The following is a 25,106-nucleotide window of genomic DNA, read 5'->3' on the forward strand; positions in this document are numbered from 1 at the left end:
TTATAAAAAAATATTTTTAAAAGATACTTTTTGCATAACTAGCCGGTTAAGCAGTAGCACCCCACTGAAAGCACAGGCTGATCAGCGCAAGCGTTTAACCAATTCAACGCGGCGATTTTTTTGCTTCCCCGCATCACTGGTATTGCTACTGGCGGGCGCATAAGGGCCAACACCCTGTGCCTGCAGGCGCGCGGCCGCGACTTGATAATCTTTTACCAGCCTGGCAACCACCTCATTAGCGCGCTGCCCGGAGAGTGTGACATTGGCGGCACCATCGCCCGTGTCATCGGTATGGCCAACGACGTAGAGCAGCAAATCCGGATTGCGCTTTAACAGTTCTGCAATCGCATCCAGAGTGGGCTTGGATTCCGTTTTAATATCTGCCTTGCCGGTATCAAAATAAATACCATAAATCAGCGCTTTACCTTCAGCATCAAGCTGTTGCTTCAAACTATCGGCATTTACATTCACTAAACCTGTTTCTACCGCTTTTTCTTGCACAATCACTTGCTGTACACCCACTTGTGATTCATAAGCTCCAATAAATAAAGCGATATACACATTGCCGGTCGGCAAGGATTTTTTAGCCAATAAGTAATAGGAGTTGCGATACCAATTATAAACACTCCCAGAGATGGCTAATGCCTCACCCAGCTGACTACTTTGTTTTTCGTTGCCGCACTGCGTTAATTCGCACTGCGAAATAAACGCAAAACCAGCGCTGTTTAAGGCATTTTTATAATTTTCATAGACCTTTAAGGTCGAAACATTTTCGATAGTGTAAGTGTGACGGGTTAAATCGCCGGTTAATTGCAGTGGCGTTTTTTCTGTTGCATTGATTGCATAAGGAATTGTTACAACTTCCGTATCCACTTTTTTATGTTGTGAAATTTTTGCGCCGGGATAGCGCGGCAACATCTCATTATCTTTCGCCTTTTCATCTGCCGACAAAGGCTCGGTACTGGTTGGCGCTGCCGCCTGCCCGGCGTAAGCAGCGTCTACTTTTACCAAACCTGTTTCCAGTGGCTCGGTCTCAAGTATCACCTGCTGCACACTGACCATATCTTCATAAGCGCCAAAAAACCAAGCAGCTATAACTTTGCCTTTCGGTGATTCTTTTTCACCAATCCAATAATAGGGGTTATGGTAATTGTTGTAGACACTGCCCCTTACCGCAATCGCGGTACCTAGTGCCGCCGCCTGATCTTCATCGCCACAAGCCTCTAGCGCACAAGAAAACAGCGGTTTAAAGCCCGCCTGTTTGGCAGCAACAATGTAATTCTCATACACCTTGAGCGATGAAACATTTTCAATTTCATAATTGTGCAAATACAAATCGCCCACCACATCCAACCGGGTAAAGGAGTACGGTTCTTTGCTGACATCCACTATAGAAATCGGGAAGGTGTATTTTTCATAGTCATACATTTTTGCCTGCTCAAGATCCGCATTGGGATAAGCCGCAAACAGCGGATGATCTTGATCGTAACTCGCATACAACGGTGAGCTTATTAGTGCAAAAGAAAGCACAACAGGGTGTGATAACAGCGACAGTGCACGAGAAAACATAACAACTCCTTGGTTAATTTTTAGTGTGATATTGACAGGTATCTCTATGACAGAAAATAGGCAAGATTAATACTGGGCGTTTAACACGCAGTGAATACAGATCACAAATTTGATGCGGGTGTAATATGCTTAAACTAATATCAGCTTTATTAGCGTGAAACAGCAACCGTATCCCTTAGTACAATCTATTCGCCATACAATCACGGGCAGAGGTCAGGCGACTGCATCAAATGTCGCAAAAATACAATTCATTGAACCTGGAAACAGTCATAGTAAAGATACCCCCCTACGGAACTTATCACATGCAACCAAATCAGTTATTCCGTTCACTGCTAGTTACAATATTTGTATTAATTGCTCCCTGGGTACAGGCCAAACCACTGAATTTTGAAACGGAATATCAAACATTTGAGAAGCAACCCGTTTCACTGCAGACATTAATCGGGAAAAAACCGATCTATCTGAAATTCTGGGCAACCTGGTGCCTGGATTGCCGCCGCGAGCTACCAAGCCTTGAGAGAACCTATCAACAATACAACGATAAAATTGCCATCTTTGCCGTGAATTTAAATATCAACGAAACCGATGAAACAATTCGTTCGCTGCAACAAAAAAATAAACTCACTATCCCAATATTAATGGATAACAATGGCACCATTGCAGGAAACTTTGAATTTAAAGGAACACCTTTTCATGTATTGATTAATAACCAAGGAGACGTGGTTTACACTACCTACACAGACGACGAACAACTCGCCGATCAATTAGCCAAGCTCGCAAGCAACTCCAAAACGGCAGCAACACCTGCAGATGCAACAGTAGAAATCAGCTCTGTTGCCAAAACATCCTTACCTAAAGGTGCTGCGGTAATGTATTTTTCGGCAACTTGGTGTGATTGGTACATGAAAGACATACATCCGGAACTGAGCAGCAATTGCATCAATGCCCTGAAAATTATTGATAAACTTTATCGTTCAACACCAAAGCTACAACTATCTGCCTATGTCACTCATTTATGGACAGAGCAGACGGATGTGAATGATTACAGTAAAAAATTCTCACTTCCTTATAATGTCAGCGTGGACAAAAACAACGAACAATTCCGCCGCTTTAAAGCCACAGGTTATCCCACAGTGATTGTGTTGAAAGACGGCAATGAAATCGCCCGCATTACCGAATTTGACGGCAGTGAGAAGCCACTGCAAGTGATTAAGGCCGCGCTAGCTACACATTAAGGATAGGGATTAAAATTACTAAATAAAAAAGCGCCCCCTTTATCCGGTTGCGCTTTTTTATTTACAACAGTTGAACCCAGAAAACGATTCTTAGCATTTAACTATTTTGGCCTGTGCGACCATCACTATCTATAGCGGATAGGTCAATAGCGAAAAATGGATTTGGTTTACCAGAAAGTGAATAGTAATCGGGTAAAGGACATTTTTACTCAAGGTATAACTCAACCCATATAAAAATCCCGCTAGCGCATAAATCCAAATAGCAGCACCACTCAAACCCGCATGTATTGCTACAAAAATCACTGTTACCAGCAACAAAGGTAATAATTCTTGTACCCAGCGGTTAGTCGTCATGCCAGCCGCAGCATTGCGCAGCGTCTGCTGCAGCAACAGACGCATAAATGCTTCTTCTGCCAAAGCGATAACAAACAAATTGACCAGTGCGAATAACAACATGTGTTCCATTGCTTTTGGCTGAACACGCAAACCCAAGACCGGGATAGCAATCGCCACAATCAGCGCTGGAGCAAGCAATGCAATTAAAAATTGCCATCTTGGCGAAGCCACAAATTCGCAGTTACGTAATCTGGGCCAAAGTAAAAATAACAAACACACACCAACCAATAGCTTGGAAAAATTTACAAACATCTCAAAGCGTGGTTCAGAACCGGTTTCATTCGTGAGCGACAACAATAGTGGATAAGAAAACCCCTCCGGGCGATAAGTCGCCACAAAAAACACCAGTGGCACCAACAATATAAAGACGCCAACTTTTATCCAGCGATTTAACGCCTCTTTACCAAAAAATATGGCAAGGCAAACAACACCTGCCAGGCCAATCATATTGAACCAAGGCATCCAACCCACAATAACCAAAACTGCAACAACAAGCGCGAGCAGGACACCCGCTATCAATTCTTTTTTATTCACGATAATTTTCTTCTTGCTCACAATAAAAAAGCCGATTCTCTCGAATCGGCTTTTCATTTTAATAATTTATTTATTCATTAAAAAACTTCTTAACCCCATCGAACCAACTCGACTGTTTGGGCGAGTATTTCCCGCCTTTCATGGTCGTTTGGAATTCTTTGAGTAAATCTTTTTGTTTGCTGGTGAGGTTCACCGGTGTTTCTACTACAACTCGGCAAAGCAAATCGCCAACTCCACCACCGCGCACGGGCGTTACACCTTTGCCGCGCAGTTTAAAGAGTTTGCCAGTTTGGGTTTCAGGTGGAACTTTTAATTTTACGCGACCATCCAGTGTTGGAACTTCCAATTCACCACCCAGTGCAGCATCGACAAAATCGATGGGGACTTCGCAGTACAGGTCGGCGCCGTCGCGTTTAAATATATTGTGCTCGCGTACATTTACCTGCACGTACAGGTCGCCACTGGGACCACCATCCGCACCGGCTTCGCCTTCACCGGACAAACGAATACGATCACCCGTATCAACACCCGGCGGTACTTTTACCGACAAGGTTTTGGTTTCTTCTACACGACCCTGACCGTGGCAAGGCTTGCATGGATCAGAAATAATAGTGCCGCGACCACGACAGGTGGGGCAGGTTTGTTGCACTGAGAAAAAGCCCTGCTGCATACGCACCTGGCCATGGCCGCCACAAGTGGAACAGGTAACAGGTTTGCTGCCGGGTTTTGCACCGGAGCCGTCACACACTTTACAGCTAACGAGCGTGGGCACTTTAATTTGTACGCTGGTGCCTTTTACCGCTTCTTCCAAACTCAGTTCAAGGTTGTAGCGTAAATCGGAGCCGCGCGCCGGGCCGCCGCGACCACCACGCCCGCCGCCACCAAAAATATCGCCAAACACATCGCCAAAAATATCGCTGAAATTGTTAAAGCCAGCACCGCCACCACCGCCCATGCCTGACTGACCATCCACACCAGCGTGACCAAACCGGTCATAGGCTGCGCGCTTATTGTCATCGGAAAGTACTTCGTAGGCCTCATTGGCTTCTTTGAATTTTTCTTCCGCAGAGGGGTCATCCGGATTTCTGTCCGGGTGAAATTTCATCGCCACACGACGGTAAGCTTTTTTCAATTCTGCTGCGTCTACATCTTTTTTGACGCCGAGCACTTCGTAGTAATCGCGTTTTGCCATGGTTACACCGATAGTAGAAATGTCTTTTGCATTTCAGTTAATAATTCATTTGCTTCTTACATGACAAATGCGGGCAAGCCCGCATTTGTTTTTGTTACTTCCTGATCAGTGATCGAAAACTTATTTATTGTCTTCTTTCACTTCTTCGAATTCAGCATCTACGACACCGTCATCTGCCGCTTTGTTGCCGCCTGCTTGTTGCGCACCGGCACCAGCGTTAGCACCTGCAGCTTGCTGCTCGGCGTAAAGCTTTTGCGCGAGTGAACCTGAAGCCTCGGTCAACTTGGTAGTTGCCGCTTCAATTTTTGCCAGGTCTTCCGACTTAGCCGCATCGCGACCTTCAGTCAGTGCTGCTTCGATAGCAGATTTTTCATCAGCAGTCGCTTTGTCACCAGCATCCTTCAAGGTTTTTTCTGTAGCGTGGATCAAACCTTCCAAGGTGTTACGCGCTGCAACTACTTCGGCAAACTTGCGGTCAGCATCAGCGTTGGCTTCTGCGTCTTTAATCATTTTCTGGATTTCATCGTCGCTCAAACCGGAAGAGGCTTTGATCACGATGGATTGCTCTTTACCAGTGGCCTTGTCTTTCGCGCTTACATTCAAAATACCGTTGGCGTCGATGTCGAAAGTCACTTCAATTTGTGGCATACCGCGTTGCGCTGGTGGAATATCGCTGAGGTCAAAACGACCCAGTGATTTATTTTGCGACGCTTGTTTACGCTCACCTTGTACTACGTGAATAGTCACAGCCGTTTGGTTGTCATCCGCAGTCGAGAAAATTTGCGATTTCTTGGTAGGAATCGTGGTGTTTTTGTCGATCAACGGAGTCGCAACGCCACCCATGGTTTCAATACCAAGAGTCAATGGAGTCACGTCCAACAACAATACGTTGGTGGTATCGCCTGACAATACTGAACCTTGAATTGCCGCACCGATGGCTACCGCTTCATCTGGGTTTACATCTTTACGTGCTTCTTTACCAAAGAAATCCGCAACGGCTTTTTGTACCAATGGCATACGGGTTTGACCGCCAACCAAAATCACGTCATCAATTTCGCTCAGCGATTTACCGGAATCTTTGATTGCTTGTTTTACTGGCTCCATGGAGCGAGTGACCAAATCTTCAACCAGCGATTCCAACTTGGCGCGAGTCAGTTTGACCACCAAGTGTTTTGGACCGGTTGCATCAGCAGTGATGTAAGGCAGGTTCACTTCAGTTTGCTGACTGGATGACAATTCAATTTTGGCTTTCTCTGCTGCTTCTTTTAAGCGTTGCAGCGCCAGTGGATCGTTGTGTAAATCGATACCGGTATCTTTCTTGAAAGTTTCCGCGAGGAATTCAATCAAGCGCATATCAAAGTCTTCACCGCCGAGGAAAGTATCGCCGTTGGTTGAAAGCACTTCGAATTGGTGTTCGCCATCTACGTCTGCGATTTCGATAATGGAAATATCGAAAGTACCACCACCCAGATCGTATACCGCGATGGTGCGATCGCCCACGCCTTTATCCAAACCGTAAGCCAGTGCTGCAGCAGTAGGTTCGTTGATAATACGTTTTACATCCAGGCCCGCGATGCGACCGGCATCTTTGGTGGCTTGACGCTGTGAATCGTTGAAGTAAGCAGGTACGGTAATGACCGCTTCGGTCACTGCTTCGCCGAGATAATCTTCAGCGGTTTTTTTCATTTTCTTCAGCACTTCAGCAGAAATTTGTGGCGGTGCTTTTTTATCGCCTTTCACTTCTACCCATGCATCGCCGTTGTCGGCTGCAACAATTTTGTACGGCACCATGGAGATGTCTTTTTGCACCACATCGTCTTTGAATTTACGGCCGATCAAACGCTTAACCGCGTACAAGGTATTGTGCGGGTTAGTGACTGATTGACGCTTGGCAGATTGACCCACCAGAATTTCATCGTCGTTGGTGAACGCAATGATCGACGGCGTAGTGCGATCGCCTTCGGCGTTTTCGATCACTTTTGGTTTGCCGCCTTCGAGTACAGATACGCAAGAGTTGGTAGTACCCAAGTCGATGCCGATAATTTTGCCCATGGTGTTGCTCCTAAAAATCTATGTGTTGCCGGGCGCGTGATCACTGGCTGGTATGTGCGTGACCTGCGCCGAATTGTTAACTTAAAAGTCGGTTATTTACTGGCTGGATCAGCACCAATCGCCGTGGATTTATGCTTTTGCCGGTAGTTGTTTCCTATATTGGCGCCAACGCGATGAATTCAAGTGCAGCGCCAAAAAAATCCTTACACTTCCTACGGATATCCAAAAAAAATCAAGGTGCCTTGGACACGACTACCATCGCCGGACGCACTAAACGACCATGCAGGGTGTAACCTTTTTGGAAGCAGTTGAGCACAGTGTTGGGCTCTACGTCAGGGTTGGGAACTGCAGAAACCGCTTGATGTAAATTTGGATCAAAAGGTTCACCTTCAGGGTTCACTACCGCCACTTGATGACGGAGCAGTGCATCCACAAAGGATTTATGGGTGAGCTGAATACCTTCAATAAACGCAGCAAAAGCTTCATTGGCCGGATCGATACTCGCCAATGCACGCTCCAGGTTATCCACTACGGGCAACAGGTCGTTGACCATTTTTTCCAAACCAAACTTATGCGCTTTTTCCACATCTTGCTCGGCGCGACGACGCGCATTTTGCGCATCCGCCTGCGCGCGCAGGGATTGCTCTTTGGCTGACTCATAAGCCGTAGCCAAAGTGGCGAGTTGCGCTTGCAGGGTTTCAATACTCAGCTCGGCATTGGCCTCGGGTTGACCTTGAGCCTCGGCAGTTTCCTGCGCTTGCTGCTCGGTTGCTTGTTGAATATCGGAATAATCTTGAGTTGACACAGTGTTCTCCAATGATCAGTTGGGCGGAGTTCTCGGCAATGGAGCAGGCTCCGCAATAATGGCCACAGCACAGGCGTCGGTGTCCAGTGCAGGCTATATGGGGCTGAGGTGGGCAGATTCAAGCAAAGTGCGGCGAAGTTTTTGCCACCCCCCCTGCTGACGGCAATTGACCCTAACTACGGATTGCCAGAATTGACGCCACCCTGAAAGCACCATCATGGCGCACAAATCATTGTTTTGATCATCGTCTATTACGCCCAGATTCTGTGCATATCCCCACTTTTATGCGGTTTTTGACGCCTTTTCATCGCCTTAATAACCAAGGCCCACCAAAAAACACAGCCACCTGAAAATACCTTGCGACCACCATTGACAACGTTGTCTCATGCGGCTACTGTCAATCCATCTGATCACAACTTAGCCGCCTTCGGAGGCCCCATGTCATTACGCGTCAAAATCTGGATTGTCTCCGCCCAAATCCTGCTCGGCCTGCTGGGGATAATGTTGATTGGGCTATTTACCCTGCGCTATTCCAATAATCAGGATAATGAAGCGCGTGTGGAGCAGTTACTGAATAGCACCTATGCGACGGTGATCCAGATGGAACAGCTGGCCGCGCGCGGCGAACTAAGCGATGAGCAAGCCAAAAAAATTGCGACGGATTTGCTGCGCAACAACATCTATCACAAGTCCGAGTATGTGTACGTCGCCGATGAAAAATTGAATTTTGTCGCCGCACCGCTCGACCCGCAAATTCACGGCACCAGCTTCCATGAATTTAAGGATGGCAATGGCCGCAGTGTGGGTGAGATCCTGCAAAAAGCGGTGGAAAAAGCGCGCGGTCAAACAGCGCGTTATAAATGGACCCAACGTCAGGCCGATGGCTCCATCGAAAATAAATTGTCTATTGCCAAACTCTCACCGCGCTGGAATTGGGTAGTGGGCACTGGCATTGGCTTTAACGAAGTCAACGCGCGCTTTTGGGAAACCGCCAAATGGCAACTGACCATTTGTTTACTGGTGATGCTGATTATTGTGGTTCCCGTGGTGCTGTTTGCGCGCAAGCTGGATAACGGTTTGGGCGCGGAATTAAAAGAAGTGCTGGCGCTGGTGCGCGCCGTTGCCAACGGCGACCTGACTGAGCGCAATGTACGTCGCGCAGCAGAGGACAGTATTTATGGTTCGGTAGTGAAAATGCGCCATGCCTTGCGCGAGATGATCGGCAGCATTTCGCACATGGTCGCGCGCCTGCATGCGATTAGCGATGACATAGTCCATAAAGCTGAAACCAGTACCGCCATGGCTGAAGACCAGAGCGCCAATACCATCAAAATCGCGTCTTCTGCGGAAGAATTTAATCTGCAAACCAAGGACGCCATGCAGCAGGCAAAAATTGCCACTAACCAAACCGATCACGCCTCCAAAACCGCCAACCAGGGGCAAAAATTGATTTCCAGTGCGGTAAAAAGTTTTGTTGAAATCGACAACAGCGTGACCCAAACCCAAACCAGTATTGATGACCTCGCGGCGCGGATTAACAGCATTTCTGCAGTGATTTCGGTGATTAGCGAAGTCGCCAACCAAACCAATTTGCTCGCACTGAACGCCGCGATTGAAGCGGCGCGCGCGGGTGAACAGGGGCGCGGTTTTGCGGTAGTGGCCGACGAAGTGCGCCAGCTCGCGCAGCGCACCACCCAAGCCACCAGCGAAATTGGCGAGACCATTACCGCTGTGCAGAACTCCAGCCGCGTCGCCAAACAAAATATGGATGACATGGTGGTGCAGTTAAAAGATGGCATAGGCCAAACCCGTCAGGGCGGTGAAATTGTGGAGAGCGTGCGGCAGGAGACTGATGAAGTCGCCAAGATGGTCGCGCACATTGGCAACTCACTCATCGAACATGTACAGGCGAGCAGTTTGATTCTGGAGTATGTAAGCCAGGTCGAGCAGTCATCGCTGGGCACCAAAGATGCTGCGCGCGGTACGCTGCTGGCGTCCCAACAAATTCGCGACGCCTCCGACGAACTGAGCCGCCAATTGGAAGGTTTCCGCCTCTAGCATTCCGGAACGGCTTATCGCTCCCCCCACTTGCCGCCGCCTGCGCAAATACTGTATATATAGCCAGACAATTATTCACCATAATGTCTGGCTTTTTTAGTGGCGCACTTCATCGCCGCTGCCGGATTTGCGAGGCGCTGATGCTGACTCACCTGAATATCCAAAACTTTACGCTGGTCGATCAACTGGATCTGGACATCAAACCCGGTATGACCGTGATTACCGGCGAAACGGGGGCGGGTAAATCCATCATGCTCGATGCACTCGGGCAGGCGCTGGGTGATAAAGCCGATGGCGAGCGCGTGCGCACGGGTGCCAGCCGCGCCGATATCTGCGCCAGTTTTGATACCAGCCAAATCCCCGCAGCACAGGAGTGGCTACAAAGCCACGATTTGCAGCAGAGCGATAATCCGCACGAGTGTTTGCTGCGCCGGGTAATCAATGCCGATGGCAAATCCAAAGCCTATATCAACGGTCAACCGGCGACGCTGCAGCAACTGCGTGCGCTGGGTGAAATGCTGATTGATATTCACAGCCAACATGAGCATCAATCGCTGTTGGTAAAAGATACCCATCGCCGCCTGGTGGATGAATTTGCCGGCCAAACCGAATTAGCCAAACAGGTGCGCCTCGCCTTTCGCGAATGGCACAGCCGGTTAGAGCATTTTATTAACCTGCGCGATAACGCCGCCGATGTGAGCGCACGCTTCCAATTGCTTAGCTATCAATTTAACGAACTGGAACAGCTGGGTTTACAGCAAGGTGAACTCGCCAAGCTCGAAGCGGAGCAGCGCAGCCTTTCCAACGCCGAAGAAATTTTGCGCGGCAGCCAGCAACTCGCCGCGTTTTGTGGCGATGACGAACAGGGTTTGAGTGTGAACCTGCATCGCGCACTGCATATTTTGCGCAGCCTGCCGGAAAAATCCGCCGCACTGCAGGCGGCCGAAGAGTTACTCACCAGCGCGCAGATTCAAGTGGAAGAAGCGCAGCACGAAATTGAGCGCCATATCGATACCTTCAACCTCGATCCTGCGCGTTTGACGGTGGTGGAAGACCGCCTCTCAGCAATTTACGACATAGCGCGCAAGCACCGCATCCAGCCGGAAGCACTACCGTCATTTATCGATAAACTCAGCGCCGAACTGGAACAACTGCAAGGCGGCGATGCCAAGCTGGATCAATTGGCGCAGCAAGTGGAGCAGGCGGAAAAGGCCTATCGCCAACTGGCCGAGCAGCTATCAGCCAAACGCACCAAAGCCGGCGCAACACTGGCCAAACAGGTTAATGAACAACTCAAATTACTGGCGATGGAAAATGCCAAGCTCACCATCAGCTTATTACCACTGACCGACAAACCCGGCCCCAATGGTTTGGAAGAGGTGGAGTTTTTAATCAGCACCAACCCCGGCCAAGCGCCGCGCCCGCTGGCAAAAATTGCCTCGGGCGGGGAACTCTCGCGCATCAGCCTCGCCATTCAGGTGATTACCGCCAAAACCTCCGCGACGCCCACACTGGTATTCGATGAAGTCGATGTCGGCATCGGCGGTGCCACCGGTGATGTCGTGGGCCAACTATTGCGTCAGCTGGGTGAGCGCGGGCAAGTGATTTGTGTAACCCACTTGGCGCAGGTGGCAAGCAAGGGCCACCAGCATTTGCAGGTAGTGAAAACCGCGAGCAAAAAAAGCGCGGAATCCACCCTGGTGGAATTAGCGGGCGATAGCAAAGTGGAGGAAATTGCACGCATGCTGGGCGGCTTGAAAATTACCGATCAATCCATCGCCCATGCTCGTGAAATGCTGAGTTTTTAAGGGTATTAACCAGAGTTCAGCAAACCGTGAGCAATAAAAAAGGGCGCTATGCACTGCGCCCTTTTATTCAACCACCCAATCAACTAACAACATTCACTGTCAGGATGGGCGTTTTTTTCTCACGTAGAGCACCAGACTGTGATCGGTGAGTTCGTAGCCGTATTCCGCCACTATACGTTTTTGCAATGCCTCAATTTCATCGTTATGGAACTCAATGATGGTGCCGGCATCTATATCCACCATGTGATCATGATGTTCGCCGCGCGCCACTTCAAATACCGAGTGGCCGCCATCGAAATTGTGCCGCACTACCAAACCGGCAGATTCAAATTGGGTTAATACCCGATAGACAGTTGCCAAACCGACATCGTCGCCCTGCTCCATTAGCGCTTTATATACATCTTCCGCGCTCATGTGATGCTGTTCAGAGGACTCCAGCATTTGCAAAATTTTCACACGAGGCAAGGTCACTTTAAGACCCGCTTTGCGCAGTTCGTGGTTACCGTCTGCCATTATTTCCCCCAAACCCTTCTCAGTGTTCCTGTGGTTCGGGTATTATCCGCGTTCATTTTCGTTAGTGGAAGCCCTAGTATGAAATTAGCCAGCCGTGTATTTCTGGCCCTTGTGTTTATTACGGGCCTCACCGCCTGCTCCAGCTTCCGCTTTCCTGGTGTGTATAAAGTTGGCATTCAGCAGGGCCACATCATTACCCAGGAAATGGTCGATCAATTAAAACTGGGCATGAACAAACGCCAGGTACGCTTTGTACTCGGCAATACTTTACTGCCGAATACCTTTAACGATGACCGCTGGGATTACCCTTACAGTGTGCGTCGCGGTTCACAGGGTGAAATTACCCAATACCTTTACACCGTTTATTTTGAAAACGATAAGCTGGTAAAAACCGAGGGCGATTTCCTGCCTGGTAAAGCACCCATGAGCGGTGAAAAATCCAAGCGTTATTTGGATGATATGCAGCGCGATGTCCCGGTGCCAACAGAAGATAGTACACCGCCAGATTTGCCCGATCCCGAAGAGTTGGAATAAATACACTTAAGCATCTGGCAAAAAATAACTACCCAAAAACAACCGCCTAAAAAACTAACGCCCGGATCTCCGGGCGTTGTTGTTTTTGGGCAGTGGTTTTTAGAGGGTTGTTTTTGCAGGGCTAGCGTTGCACTGGTAAACATTTACGCTTCACACAGGCGCCACATCTGCCCCGCGCAAACTGCACACGCGATTACGTCCCTCGCTTTTCGCGCGATAGAGCGCCGCATCGGCCTCTTGCAATAATTGCTCAGCGCGCTCTATACCCGGTTCAAAAGATGCCACTCCCGCACTCAGGGTGACGTGAAAGATTTTTTGATCGACCGTAAAGGTAAGGTCGCGAAAACGTTTGCGGATATCTTCCATTAATAAATGCGCTTCAGCGCGGGTGCAGCGCGGCAATACCGCCACAAATTCTTCACCGCCGTAACGCCCCACTGCATCCATTTTACGCAGCCGTTGGCGCAATAAATGGGCGATGGCTTTAATGACTTTGTCACCTGCCGGATGACCGTAGCTGTCATTGATTTGTTTGAAATGATCCAAATCCAGCATCACCAGGCTCAGCGCTTCACCGGTGCGCTGGGCGCGGCTCAGCTCTATATCCACCTGCTCTTTAATGCGCGAATGCTTCAGTAAGCCGGTCAAACTGTCGCGATCCAGTGCATCGCTTAACTGGCGGCTGCGCGCAGCGCGCACGGAAACTGCCGTTACCAATTCCAGATCGCTGAGCGGTTTGCTGAGGAAATCGTCGCCCGCGCGCCCCATGGCTAACGCGCGTTTTTGTTCGTCCTGCTCGGAGGATAAATAAGTAATGGGAACCCGCAGCCAATCCTGATTCAAGCGAATGACCTGCGCCAGTTCTATACCGCTGCACACCGGCATATTGATATCGAGCAAAATCAGTTCGGGGTGAAAGTCATTGAGCAAGGCAAAAATATCGCGCGGACTATTGCTCACTTCGGCGCGAATATCGGCACCGCCAAGCACCAATTTATAGTGCTCTGCAAGGGCGAGATCATCATCGATAATCAGTACACGATAGGGGGTACTGCGGTGGCGATCCAGATAATTTTCAAAGCAGTCCACCAGCCGGATGATATCCAGTGGCTTCACAAAATAACCCACCGCACCGGCACGCACGGCGGCATGGTAGGCGTCAAAATCAGTGCGACTGGAGACAAAAATCACCGGCACCGAAGCGGGTAATTGGTGCTGTAACCGGGCAATCGCCTCCGGGGTTTCGCGCCCCTCATCAATGAACATGACATCGCAGATCATAAAATCCGGCGGGCGGCGCAAAATCTCGCCCTCGGCAGCGGCGATGGTGCCAAAGTGCTCTACCTGATGGCCGAAATGGCGCAGGGTGATGCAGAGTTCATTGGCCACATCCGGATCATCTTCCAGTACATAAATGAGCGAGCTGACCGCCCCCGATGGTGTTGCCGGGGGTGGCAGCGCGACACTGGTAGCAGGCGCTATTTGAAGTTCGCCCCCCAGCGCTGTCACCGCCACTGAAAATACCCGCAGCATGCCAGTGTCTACGGTGCCAGCGGCTACCCAGTCCAACACCTGTAGCTCCAGTTTTTTGGCTTGTTTACCCAAGTCAGGAAAGCCAAAACTGCCCGCTGAGCCGGCCAATTTGTGCAATTTTTGCCCCAATTCCTGCAGGGCGGCGGCTTGGCTTTCCGGCACTAATGCCAGGGCTACCAGTTCGCGCAAGCGCGCGATTTCAGCGGGCAGCCGCGCCGCATAATCGGCGCGCAGAGCCTCAAGGCGCGCGGCGATTTCGGTTTTTTTGTCCATAGAAAAACTGTACCCGATGGTTTGCATTGGTGTCTGATTCTGTAACAGCAAAAGGGATACGCCCCGCAACGACAGGCGCCAGTTGTCAAATAATAGAAGTGTTGCGCACGAATAGCCAATGTCCGCCAATGGGATATTTACGGCGCTGAATTTAATATCTGGGTAGCCGGAACTGCATCACAGCAAAGCGCGTCTATACTAGCCTTAGCGCCACCCACTTCCGACCAACTAATAATCCATTTTGCCAGCCACTGCAGGGCTTCATGCTAAAAAGAATCGCCGTAAAAGACATCAAACTCGGTATGTTTATCTGTGAATTTTGCGGTTCATGGATGGAGCATCCCTTTTGGAAAACGCGTTTTTTACTGGACGATGAAAAAGACCTGCACGCGATTCAGGCGAGCGGGATCAAGGAGCTGTGGATTGATGTCAGCCAGGGCATAGATGCCAGCGATGCCGCCGCAGCCAAGACCGAAGCCGAAGTAGCACAGGAAGCAGAAGCGCTGTTGCTGGGCGCAGATAAAGCCGCCGTAGGCGAAAAGCTATCGCTCGACGAGGAAATCCAGACTGCCGCCAAACTGTGCGCCAAAGCCAAAGAAGCGGTGATTGAAATGTTCAGCGATGCGCGCATGGGCCGCGCCATTCAGGTGGAACAGGCGCGCGCGCTGGTGGAGGAAATTTCCAACTCGGTATTGCGCCAACCTCACGCCCTGATCAGCCTCGCGCGCCTTAAAAATGCCGATGAATACACCTACATGCACTCGGTAGCCGTCTGTGCGTTGATGATTGCGCTGGCGCGCCAGTTGAATATTGACGAAGAGATGGTGCGCGAAGCCGGTTTTGCCGGTCTGTTGCACGATTTAGGCAAAGTGGGCATCCCCATGAAAGTGCTCAATAAACCAGGGAAACTCACCGACGCCGAGTTTTCGGTGGTCAAATCCCACCCTGAAGTGGGCGCACGTATTTTGATGGAAAACTACGACGTGAGCCCCATGGTGCTGGACGTATGCCTGCATCACCACGAAAAGGTGGACGGCACCGGCTACCCTCATGGCCTGAAGGGCGACACCATCAGCCTGTTTGCCAAGATGGGCGCGGTGTGCGATGTCTATGATGCCATCACCTCCAATCGCCCCTATAAAAAAGGCTGGGCACCCGCAGACTCGATTCGCAAAATGGCGGAGTGGAGCAAGGGGCATTTTGATGAGGCGGTGTTTCAGGCCTTTGTCAAAACCGTGGGTATTTACCCCACGGGTTCATTGGTGCGGCTGGAAAGCGGCCGCCTGGCGGTAGTGGTGGAACAGAACGAGCACTCGCTGCTCAACCCCACAGTAAAAGTGTTTTTTTCCGCCAAAACCAAAATGCCGATTATTCAGGAAACCCTGGATCTGGCAGCCCTCAAGGGCAAAGACAAAATCATCGGGCGCGAATCACCCGACGACTGGGGCTTTAAAAACCTGGATATGCTCTGGTCGGGCCTGGGCTAGCACCTATACCAATAACGCTAGCGCTTCTCCCAAATACTGACCAGCTGCTGCGCCAGAGTCATGGGGTCAAAGGGTTTGGCGATCACCCCCAGCGCGCCCAAATTCAGATACCCCTGCACCTCCTGCGGCTGCACTTTGGCGGTCATAAACACCACCGGTACGGCCACCATTTCCGGAAATGCACGCAGGTGCTTCAGGGTTTCGGGGCCGTCCATGCCCGGCATCATCACATCCAGCAGAATCAAATCCGGCTTGAAGGCCACCGCTTTTTGCAGGGCTTCCGCCCCGGAGCTGCAGGCTTCCATCACAAAACCATGAATTGTCTCCAGTACCATCATGGCGATGGCTTGAATATCCGGGTCATCCTCTACATACAAAATACGGCTGAGTTCCTGTGTCATAAATCGAACCTGATTGACGGTTAGTGATGGGGTACAAGATCGGTAGCGCGGTTGGCGAGCGGGAAGATGGCGTAAAAGGTAGCGCCCTGCCCCGGTATGGAATCAAAGCCTATGCGGCCATGCATGCGCTCCACAAAGGTTTTGCTAATGGCCAAACCCAACCCGGTGCCACCGCGCTGGCGCGAGGCCGAAGAGTCAGCCTGGGTAAATTTTTGGAACAAGCGCTCGCGAAACTCCTCGCTAATACCCGGGCCGTGATCCACTACGGCAATTTTTACCTCGCCCTGCAGCTGGATTAACTGGATTTCCACCCGCCCTTGGGGAGGGGAGTACTTGACGGCGTTGGAGATAAAATTGGCCATGACCTGCTGCAGGCGGTGGGCGTCCAGCGAGACCATTAGCGGCACATCCTGTTCATTGGCGCAGACACTCAGGTGCAAGCTGACGTTAAAGCTGTCGGCGTAGGCTTTATTGGTTTCCAGTGACTGTTCAATGATGGGCACCAGCGGCTGGCGCTCCAGATCGAACCCCATTTTACCGGCGATAAGTTTTTCCATATCCAGCAGGTCATTGATCAACTGGGTCAGGCGCAGCGCGTTTTTGTGCGCAATCACCAACATGTTTTGCATTTTTTCCGGTGGCGCGCCCAGCATCCCGCCCACAATTAACCCGAGTGAACCGGAAATCGCGGTCAGTGGGGTGCGCAACTCATGGCTCACGGCGGACACAAAATCATTTTTGATCTGTTCCGCACGCTTGCGTTCGCTGATGTCCCAGATAAAACCATCAATGTATTTCAGCGCTCCACTGGCATCAAACACACCGCAGCCAAGCTCTTCGATCCAGCACCAGTCGCCATTGCCATCGCGCAGGCGGTAGATAATCTGAAAGGCCTGCTGCTGCCTCAGCGCCTCCTGTACCTGCTGGTACACCATAGGCACATCCTCGGGATGGGTGATGTCGGAGATGCTTAACGCACCATCGCCCATAAAACGCGTTGAGGGGTAGCCGGTCAGTTGTTCAACCTTGTCGCTCAGGTAGAGCATGGTCCAGCGGGCATCGTTGAGGCAGCGGTACACCGCACCGGGAAAGTTACTGAGGATGGTATTAAGTTGCTCACTGCGCTCCTGCAGTTGCAGCTGCGATGCTTGCAGCGCCTGATTGGCCTCGCGCAGCTCCAGCAGCTGGATCACTTGCCCGGCGAGCAGTTTCAGGGCCATCGCCTGGGAGGAGCCGAACCGGCGCGGTGTGGTATCAATCACACAGAGGGTGCCAAAGGCATAACCCTCTTCCGATACCAGCGGCGCGCCGGCATAAAACCGGATATGCGGCTCGCCCAAGACCAGCGGATTGTCGCTAAACCGCGGGTCGCGGATCGCATCCTCCACAACCAACAGGTCGCCCGGCTGCAAAATGGCATGGGCGCAAAAGGCGAGATCGCGCGGGGTTTCGGTCACATCCAGACCAATACAGCTTTTGAACCATTGGCGCTCGTGGTCTATCAGGCTAACCAGTGCAATCGGCACCTCGCAGATCATCGCGGCCAACTGGGCAAGGTCATCAAAGCTCTGCTCCCGACCGGTGTCGAGAATATTGAGCGCATGCAAATGGGCGAGGCGGGTTAATTCATTGCCTGGCAGGGCGGCTTTCATAGGGAGTCCTCCGGAGTTTTCTGGTCGGCGCGCGCCAGTACCCGGTTTAACAAGGTATCAAATTCAATGTACGACAAGGGTTTGGGCTGCCAGAACAGCTCCTCCGTCACACCCGTGCCATTGAGCAGCGCCTTGGCTGGTTCAAGATCGCCACTGACAATAATAATTGGCAGCGGTTTGTTGCTCTCCGCTTGCCGCAACCCGGCCTCGCGCACATGGTGCACTATGTTGATGCCATCCATATCCGGCAGGTTCAAATCCAGGGTCATCAGGTCATAGTCGCGCAGTTGCAGCAATTCCAGCGCCGCTTGGCCAGTCGCCGCGCAATCTATGTCGTAATGCTCGCCGGGCAGCAGCGCACTGAGGATTTCCGCGGTGGCTTGATCATCCTCCACGATCAACAAATGCGGCTTGTTTTTTACCGGCTCGACACGCGAGGCAGGTACTTTTTGAGTGGCGTCCTCGCAGGGTAGTTCAAAATAAAAACAGGCACCTTGGCCTGCATCCGGCTCGACCCCCAAGCTGCCCCCCATGCGCTCGATGATCTCTTTGCAAATGGCCAGCCCCAGACCGGTGCCGCCTTTTTGGCGGGTATCGGAAGAGTCAGCCTGGGAGAACTTCTGGAACAGGCGCGGGCGGAACTCCTCGCTCACACCCGGCCCCTTGTCGCTCACTCTCACCCTGACCCGTCCGAACTTGGCCTCCAGCTGAATAGTCACTACATCCTTGGGGGGGGAAAATTTGGCCGCGTTGGACAGGTAATTGGCGAGCACTTGCAATAACCGCTGCTGATCCACGGTCACCTGCGCATCACCGCGCCCCACCAGTTCATAGCTGACCGAATATTGTTCGGCAAAGGCGGTGTTCTCTTCGATGCTTTGCAGGATTAGCGCGCGCAAGCTGTGGGGGCGCATGTCAAAGTTCATTTTACCCGCCACCAGTTTCTCCATATCCAGCAGGTCGTTAACCAGATAAATCAGCCGGTGGGAGTTGCTGTGGGCGATGTGGATCATGCGCTGCGCCTGCTCCGGGACTGTGCCCGCCAGGCCGTTAGCGACGATTCCCAAGGCGCCACTGATGGCGGTCAGTGGCGTGCGCAGTTCATGGCTAACGGTGGAGATAAATTCGGTTTTCATCTGGTCGATACGTTTTATCTCACTGATATCGCGCCCTATGCCCAAAAAACCGGTGACATCGCCCTCGCCATCGCGCAGTGCGGAGACCGCCAACAACACCGGAAAACGAACCCCGTCTTTGCGCACGTAGGTCCACTCCCGTTCATCGCCAAAGCCTTCGCGCGCCTTAGCGACAAAGGCATCAAAACCGGGTTTCACGGCGTACCCCAGCTCAGCCGTCAGTTGCGCGGCGTAGGCGATATTTTCGGCCTCCAGATGAAACAGCGCGGGGGTCTGCTGTTCGATTACCTCTTCCGCGCGGTAGCCGAGCATTAACTCGGCACCCAGGTTGAAGGTTTTGATAAAGCCCTGGGTATCGGTAGAAATAATCGCAATATTGGCCGCATCCAGGATCGCCTTGCGCAGGGCATTGGTCTCTTTTAACTGCAGTTCGGTCTCTTTAAGCGAGGTGACATCGGATACATAACCATTCCACAGCACCCCGCCGTCCTCCAGCTTTTCCGGCAGGGACTCAAAATGCGCCCAGATCAGGCCGCGTGTCGGGTGGTTGATGCGCACCGTGGACACCCAGGGCGTCAACTTGCTGGCCGAGAAGGAAATCGTCTCGCCTACCCAGCCCACATCCTCCGGGTGAATGAGCGGAAATATTCGCTCCGCCGACGCCGACACATCCTCCGGCTCGATGTTAAAAAGATTTTTGATGCCCGCGCTGGCATAGGGGAAAAAAGAGGTGCCGTCGGGGCGCATTTGGTACTGGTACAAAAAGCCGGGCAGGCGTTCGCTCAGTTTATGGAAGCGTTCGATAATGACTTTTTTGTCTATGTCCTGCTGCCAGCGCTCTACCACCGAGCTGATCCAGCGCGCGAGCAAGCGCACAAAGTCCTTATCCAGCCCGTCGTATTGGTGATGGCGGGTTTTGCGCGAGCTAAACGCCAGAGTGCCGCAGATTTCACCATTGATCCACAGCGGCGCGCCGATGTAGGACTCCACTTGAGTCAGGCGATAGGCCGCGTGCTGGCGATACTGACTGGTGGGCATATCGTCCTCAGCCACGACATCGCGGTTCGCCACAGTGAGGCTGCAATACTGGTCTGCCAAGCGATTGCTGGAGGGCAATGGGTCGCGCTGGCTCTGCGCGGTAAAGGCTACCCGCACGCGATAACTGCTGCCGTTAATGGCGCTGATCACTGCGCAACTGAGCCCCAGGTAGCGGGCGCCCAAGGCGAGGGCGCGCTGTAACTGGGCATCCGGGTCAACTCCGGAGAGCGAGGCGATTTCATTGAGGGAGTGCAGCGCCGCCTGCTGGCGAATGCTGATCAATTCGGTATTTTTGCGCTCGGTAATATCGGTGTAGACACCCACTACCAGCGCGGCCTTGCCGTTGGGTTGCCACTCCACCACCTTGCCGCGGGTGAGAATCCACTTGTAGCTGCCATCGTGAATTTTGAGCCGGTATTCGTTTTCATACATGGGCGTTTCGCCCTTGATGTGGCGGATGATATCGCTGTAGCTGGCGCGTTTATCTGCTGGATGCACCCGGCTCATCCACTCATCCAGATCGAGCGAATTGGCCGTTTCCGGCCCCAAACCGCAGAGCTGGCGCCACTCGGGGGAAAAGCGGGCGCGGTCGTTGACTATGTCCCACTCCCAAAAGCCCGAGTCGCTGGAGCGCAGCGCCAGTGCCAAGCGCTGACGCGCTTGTTCGGTCTGTTGGTGCTCCGCCTGCAACTGCTCGGCGTGGGCGGCAATGACCTCGCGCAGGTAACTGCGCTGCAGGCGGATAAAACCAACCATCAGCAGCAGCGCGCACAGCAGTGCCGCCGCCCACTTGGCCACTACCTGCCGCACACTGGCCTGATAAGCCGCGTATTCGCCGGTAATTTCATGCCATACCAGCACCGCCATGGGCGCGTTTTCGCGCAGGATGTTGGGTTGGCCCAGTGCAATCCAGGAGGTGAGGTACACCTGGTCATCGCTGTGCAGCAAGTGCCCCTGGCGATTAATCGCCACCTTGCCGCGATTCCACCAGTCGTGCAGTTGGGCATTGTTGGTACTTTCCAGCCGCCAGTTGTCCACCGCCGTCGGGTTGGTTTTGTGCAGGCTCTGCCGGGCGCTATCCCACAGCAGTTGTTCAACCGCATCTTTTTGCAGGAAACTGGCCATTTGGATGCCACCGGGGCGATTGTCGGCGGCCGCCAGCGGTGCCATACCCACTTCCACCACGGCAATCACCTCGCCGCTTTGATCGCTGTTGGCCATGATGGGAATGGCAGCACTCGGGCCGCTGCCACTGCGGGAAATTTCGGTGCCCCACACCGGCAGGCCGGAGCTGAACGCCTGGATGATAAGTGGGCGCACCGCACTGACGCTGTCGCCGGCGCGCTCGGGCAAATGCATACGCAAAAAACTGACGGCGCCTGGCGCCACATAGATGGATAGTCGCTGCACGCCCAAATCGCGCATACCCTGCCAGTAATCATCCAGCTGTTGACGCAAGCGAACTTGCGCGGCGCGGGTCTGTGGCGCCGCCATACGCCCTTGTCCGGCAACAAACTGTTGCTGGGCGTCGCGCAGTAAATTGAGCACCGAGGTATCGCGCACAATAAGCTGGGCAAGCAGCATAGCCTGCTGGGTCATATCGCGGCTATGGCTATCCACCCGATCCTGATGGCGCTGGGTCCATAGCTGGATCCGCTCTTGCCAAACCTGTTCATGGTGGTGCAGGTCGGCACGCATAAATCCGCCAAAGGCCAAAGCCAACCCCAAGGCAGCAAGCCAGGGTAGCCATGAATACCAACCTTTGCGAATCAAGGGCATGAAGAGTCTCTGGGATAAAAATGTGCGGACAGCGCATTACCCCAGTGTAGTGCAAATTTTTTGTGAAGCAGGTTTAACGCGAAGGGTTGTATAACGCCAGCCCGAGCGGGCTGGCGGGGGTTTATTCATCCACCGCGGCGGCGCTTTCATCACTCGCCGATGCCGTCTTTTCCGCGCGTTTGCGGCGCGCCTCTTTCGGGTCAGACGCCAATGGGCGATAAATTTCCACCCGGTCGCCGGCATGCAATATGTGCTTGTCGGCAGTATCCAGCCCCTTGGTGCCGAGCGACTGGCCAAAAATGCCCAGTTTGGCACTGGCGAGATCCAGCTCGGGAAAGTGGTCGGTGATTTTAGAGCGCTGCACGGCCTCCAGCGCGGTGGTGCCCGGCTCGACCAGCAGGGCAATAATTTTCTGTTTGTGGGGCAGCGCGTAAGCCACTTCCACAGTGATAAGGTCAAAATCGGCCATGGTTACTCAGTCCACTGTTGCTATGGGTTTATTGATAGATATGTTTAGCGCGCGCACACAAGGAATCCACCTGTCTATTGCTCACGGCCTCAAATAATTTGCCCGCCGCCAGCCCCAGCAAGCGGTTGCCCAGCTCAAACTCCAAACTGAGCGACACCTTGCAAGCCTTATCCCCCAAGGGGGTAAAGCGCCAGGCGCCGGTGAGGAATTTAAACGGGCCATCCACCAGCGAGAGCATCATGCACAGCGGTGGCTGCAATTGGTTGCGGGTCACAAAACTCTGGCTGACACCGGCCTTGCTTAACTCCAGCCGCGCCTCCAGCCAGTCATCGCCACGGGCGAGAATTTTGGCACCCACACAGCCATCCATAAACTGCGGATAGGCTTCGATATCGTTGATTAGGTCAAACATCTGTTGCGCCGAATAATTCACCAGCGCGCTTCGCTCTACTTTATGCACCACGGCGTTTACCTATTTTTATGCTTGCCCATCTAAAAAGCCTATTCCACTAATACGCCGCGCAGCACCGGGAAGATGCCGTTAATAAGCACAATCAATACTGCCAGTGGCGAGATGTAACGCAAGATCGGCCGCCACCAGCGCAATAGCCAGCTAGATTCGTATTTCAATTCATGCAGCAGGTGTTCATCGCGCAGTTTCCAGCCCACAAACAGGGCGATCAGCAAACCGCCGAGCGGCAGCATAATGTTGGTGGCGATAAAGTCCATGCTGTCGAACCAGGTTTTCCCCCAGAGGAAGGGTTTGTCGGCCCAATCGTTAAACGACAACAGCGACCCCAAACCCAGCGCCCAGGCAATGAAACCCAGGAGCAAGCTGGCAAACACCCGATGCAGGCCAAAGCGTTCATTCAGATAGGCCACACCCGGCTCCAATAGCGAGATAGTGGAGGTCCAGGCGGCGAGCATTACCATCGCAAAAAAGACCGAGCCTATCACCAGCCCCGCACTCATATTGCCGAAGGCCACCGGCAGGGTCACAAACATCAACCCCGGCCCGCTGCCTGCTGAAATGCCCGGCGTGGCAAATACAAACGCAAAAATGGCCACCCCGGCAATCAGAGCGATCAGGGTATCCAACAGTGCCACCACCAGCACCGTCTGGCCGACGGATTGGTTGCTGGGCATATAGGCGCCGTATGCCATTATCGCGCCCATGCCCAAACTCAGGGTAAAAAACGAATGGCCCATGGCGATAAGGGCTGACTCCCAGGAAATATCCTGCGGATTAAAACTGAACATAAAGCGTAGCGAGGTGGCAAACTCACCTTCCCTCATGGCGTAGACCAACAGGCACAGCAGCAATACAAATAGCAGCGGCATCATCAGCCGCACCGAGGATTCCAGCCCGCGCGACACCCCCAGCGCCAAAATCACCACCGTCATGGCGGTAAACACTGTGTGCCACAACAGCATCTGGTCGTTATTGGCGAGCAAAGTGTCAAACAGCTGCTGGGAACTCTCGCCCGTTAAACCGGCAAAGCGGCCATCGAGCGCCTGACTTAAATACTCCAGCGTCCAACCGGCAATTACCGTGTAAAACGACAGGATTACCAAGCCAGCCAGCGCGCCCATCCAACCAATCACCGTCCAGCCTTTACTCACCCTGGCGGTTTCACAGAGTTCGGCGGTAGCGAGAATGGGGTTGGCGCGAGCGCGGCGCCCCATGAGGATTTCCGCCATCATGATCGGCACGCCAATCAGCAAAATACAGCAGAGGTACATGAGTACAAACGCGCCACCACCGTTCTCGCCAGTGATATAGGGGAACTTCCAGATATTGCCCAACCCCACGGCCGAACCGGTCGCCGCCAGAATAAAACTGCCGCGCTGGCCCCAAATCACATGCTGTTTGAGTCGCTTCACCGGCTCGCCCCCAGGAGTATTGTCATTATTAACGCTCGGATAAGTGATTGTACCCAGATTCCCCCGCAGGGCATAATGCCCGTCCGTTTTTGCTTCACTCAAGTAGCGTCCAGTCATGGCCAAAAAAGCACAAAAGAATCAAGGCAATACCATTGCCCTCAACAAAAAAGCCAAGTTCGACTACGAACTGCACGACCGTTTTGAAGCGGGCATCGCGCTCACCGGTTGGGAAGTCAAAAGCCTGCGCGCCGGCAAAGGCAACATTACCGACTGCTATGTGATTTTCAAAAATGACGAAGCCTGGCTGCTGGCGGCACAAATCCAGCCCCTGCAAACCGCCTCCACCCACTTTGTGACCGACCCCTTCCGCACCCGTAAACTGCTACTCAATCGCCGCGAAATTAACCGTTTGCAGGAAGCCGTGGAGCAAAAAGGCTATACCGTAGTGCCCACTGCACTTTATTGGAAAGACCATCTGATCAAACTGGAAATTGCCATCGCCAAGGGCAAACAACAGCATGACAAACGCGAAACCGAAAAAGAGCGCGACTGGGCGCGCGATAAACAGCGTCTGTTCCAGAAGGATTTACGCAAGTAACTGACCGCATTGCACTTTCTATCGCGCTACTTCCCCCCTTTCCCGCCAAGCGAACACTAACTCACCTCTACCAACCCTCAACTTGAGGGTTGGTAGCACTTTCTGGTCACTAAATCTGCATTTGCCAGCGTCGTTCTGGCGCTTGAATCTCCGTATTTTT

19 protein-coding genes are annotated in these 25,106 nt (G+C 52.4%); 6 read left to right on the forward strand and 13 right to left on the reverse strand.

From position 1 onward, the window contains the following. Positions 1 to 81: 81 nt before the first annotated feature. Positions 82 to 1,569, reverse strand: coding sequence for an OmpA family protein (locus D0B88_RS02500; protein ID WP_151054783.1), 1,488 nt, complete (start codon positions 1,567 to 1,569; stop codon positions 82 to 84). A gap of 302 nt (positions 1,570 to 1,871) precedes the next feature. Between D0B88_RS02500 and D0B88_RS02505 the strand changes: the two genes are divergently transcribed. Further along, positions 1,872 to 2,804, forward strand: a complete 933-nt coding sequence (locus D0B88_RS02505; protein WP_151054785.1) for a thioredoxin family protein — start codon at positions 1,872 to 1,874, stop codon at positions 2,802 to 2,804. Positions 2,805 to 2,933: 129 nt separating this feature from the next. On the opposite strand, the gene D0B88_RS02510 is transcribed toward D0B88_RS02505, so the two are convergent. The 4 genes from D0B88_RS02510 to grpE all read right to left on the reverse strand — a co-directional run bounded on the left by D0B88_RS02510 (position 2,934) and on the right by grpE (position 7,783). Continuing rightward, positions 2,934 to 3,734 carry a CPBP family intramembrane glutamic endopeptidase gene (locus D0B88_RS02510; protein WP_151059193.1) on the reverse strand — a complete coding sequence of 267 codons (801 nt, stop codon included), beginning with the start codon at positions 3,732 to 3,734 and terminating at the stop codon, positions 2,934 to 2,936. A 70-nt stretch (positions 3,735 to 3,804) separates the two neighbouring features. Further along, the gene (gene dnaJ / locus D0B88_RS02515) at positions 3,805 to 4,926 is read right to left on the reverse strand and encodes a molecular chaperone DnaJ (RefSeq protein ID WP_151054787.1); all 1,122 of its coding nucleotides are present in this window, start codon (positions 4,924 to 4,926) and stop codon (positions 3,805 to 3,807) included. Between the two features lie 120 nt (positions 4,927 to 5,046). Beyond that, positions 5,047 to 6,978: a molecular chaperone DnaK gene (gene dnaK, locus D0B88_RS02520; protein ID WP_151054789.1), complete on the reverse strand. Its 1,932-nt coding sequence runs from the start codon at positions 6,976 to 6,978 to the stop codon at positions 5,047 to 5,049. A 232-nt stretch (positions 6,979 to 7,210) separates the two neighbouring features. Next, positions 7,211 to 7,783: a nucleotide exchange factor GrpE gene (grpE, locus tag D0B88_RS02525; protein WP_007639614.1), complete on the reverse strand. Its 573-nt coding sequence runs from the start codon at positions 7,781 to 7,783 to the stop codon at positions 7,211 to 7,213. Positions 7,784 to 8,221: 438 nt separating this feature from the next. Here grpE and D0B88_RS02530 point away from each other — a divergent pair, with 438 nt between their 5' ends. Next, positions 8,222 to 9,841 carry a methyl-accepting chemotaxis protein gene (locus D0B88_RS02530; RefSeq protein ID WP_151054791.1) on the forward strand — a complete coding sequence of 540 codons (1,620 nt, stop codon included), beginning with the start codon at positions 8,222 to 8,224 and terminating at the stop codon, positions 9,839 to 9,841. Positions 9,842 to 9,981: 140 nt separating this feature from the next. Next, positions 9,982 to 11,649 carry a DNA repair protein RecN gene (gene recN / locus D0B88_RS02535; RefSeq protein WP_151054793.1) on the forward strand — a complete coding sequence of 556 codons (1,668 nt, stop codon included), beginning with the start codon at positions 9,982 to 9,984 and terminating at the stop codon, positions 11,647 to 11,649. A 99-nt stretch (positions 11,650 to 11,748) separates the two neighbouring features. On the opposite strand, the gene fur is transcribed toward recN, so the two are convergent. Further along, positions 11,749 to 12,162 (reverse strand): ferric iron uptake transcriptional regulator, encoded by a 414-nt coding sequence (fur, locus tag D0B88_RS02540; protein WP_007639611.1) that lies wholly within the window; start codon positions 12,160 to 12,162, stop codon positions 11,749 to 11,751. A 78-nt stretch (positions 12,163 to 12,240) separates the two neighbouring features. Between fur and bamE the strand changes: the two genes are divergently transcribed. After that, a complete protein-coding gene (gene bamE / locus D0B88_RS02545) occupies positions 12,241 to 12,696 on the forward strand; it encodes an outer membrane protein assembly factor BamE (RefSeq protein WP_151054795.1) in 456 nt (151 codons plus the stop codon). A 150-nt stretch (positions 12,697 to 12,846) separates the two neighbouring features. Here bamE and D0B88_RS02550 read toward each other — a convergent pair whose 3' ends face one another. Then, the gene (locus tag D0B88_RS02550) at positions 12,847 to 14,502 is read right to left on the reverse strand and encodes a diguanylate cyclase (protein WP_225318502.1); all 1,656 of its coding nucleotides are present in this window, start codon (positions 14,500 to 14,502) and stop codon (positions 12,847 to 12,849) included. A 263-nt stretch (positions 14,503 to 14,765) separates the two neighbouring features. Here D0B88_RS02550 and D0B88_RS02555 point away from each other — a divergent pair, with 263 nt between their 5' ends. Continuing rightward, on the forward strand, positions 14,766 to 15,989 hold the full coding sequence (locus D0B88_RS02555) for an HD-GYP domain-containing protein (protein ID WP_007639607.1): 1,224 nt from the start codon (positions 14,766 to 14,768) through the stop codon (positions 15,987 to 15,989). 17 nt (positions 15,990 to 16,006) lie between these two features. Here D0B88_RS02555 and D0B88_RS02560 read toward each other — a convergent pair whose 3' ends face one another. The 6 genes from D0B88_RS02560 to D0B88_RS02585 form a co-directional block, all read right to left on the reverse strand. Continuing rightward, the gene (locus D0B88_RS02560) at positions 16,007 to 16,390 is read right to left on the reverse strand and encodes a response regulator (protein ID WP_007639606.1); all 384 of its coding nucleotides are present in this window, start codon (positions 16,388 to 16,390) and stop codon (positions 16,007 to 16,009) included. Positions 16,391 to 16,410: 20 nt separating this feature from the next. Then, positions 16,411 to 18,042 (reverse strand): ATP-binding protein, encoded by a 1,632-nt coding sequence (locus D0B88_RS02565; protein WP_151054799.1) that lies wholly within the window; start codon positions 18,040 to 18,042, stop codon positions 16,411 to 16,413. Beyond that, positions 18,039 to 21,995: a PAS domain S-box protein gene (locus D0B88_RS02570; RefSeq protein WP_151054801.1), complete on the reverse strand. Its 3,957-nt coding sequence runs from the start codon at positions 21,993 to 21,995 to the stop codon at positions 18,039 to 18,041. Before D0B88_RS02570 ends, D0B88_RS02565 begins: the two co-directional genes overlap by 4 nt. 121 nt (positions 21,996 to 22,116) lie before the next feature. Then, the gene (locus D0B88_RS02575; protein ID WP_151054803.1) at positions 22,117 to 22,464 is read right to left on the reverse strand and encodes an RnfH family protein; all 348 of its coding nucleotides are present in this window, start codon (positions 22,462 to 22,464) and stop codon (positions 22,117 to 22,119) included. A 28-nt stretch (positions 22,465 to 22,492) separates the two neighbouring features. After that, a complete protein-coding gene (locus D0B88_RS02580) occupies positions 22,493 to 22,927 on the reverse strand; it encodes a type II toxin-antitoxin system RatA family toxin (RefSeq protein WP_007639602.1) in 435 nt (144 codons plus the stop codon). Between the two features lie 38 nt (positions 22,928 to 22,965). Further along, on the reverse strand, positions 22,966 to 24,465 hold the full coding sequence (locus D0B88_RS02585) for a sodium-dependent transporter (protein ID WP_151054805.1): 1,500 nt from the start codon (positions 24,463 to 24,465) through the stop codon (positions 22,966 to 22,968). Here D0B88_RS02585 and smpB point away from each other — a divergent pair. Next, on the forward strand, positions 24,464 to 24,946 hold the full coding sequence (gene smpB / locus D0B88_RS02590; protein ID WP_078044896.1) for an SsrA-binding protein SmpB: 483 nt from the start codon (positions 24,464 to 24,466) through the stop codon (positions 24,944 to 24,946). The genes D0B88_RS02585 and smpB overlap by 2 nt on opposite strands. The last annotated feature ends 160 nt before the right edge of the window (positions 24,947 to 25,106 follow it).

This window comes from Cellvibrio sp. KY-YJ-3, assembly GCF_008806955.1.
Lineage (GTDB): Bacteria > Pseudomonadota > Gammaproteobacteria > Pseudomonadales > Cellvibrionaceae > Cellvibrio.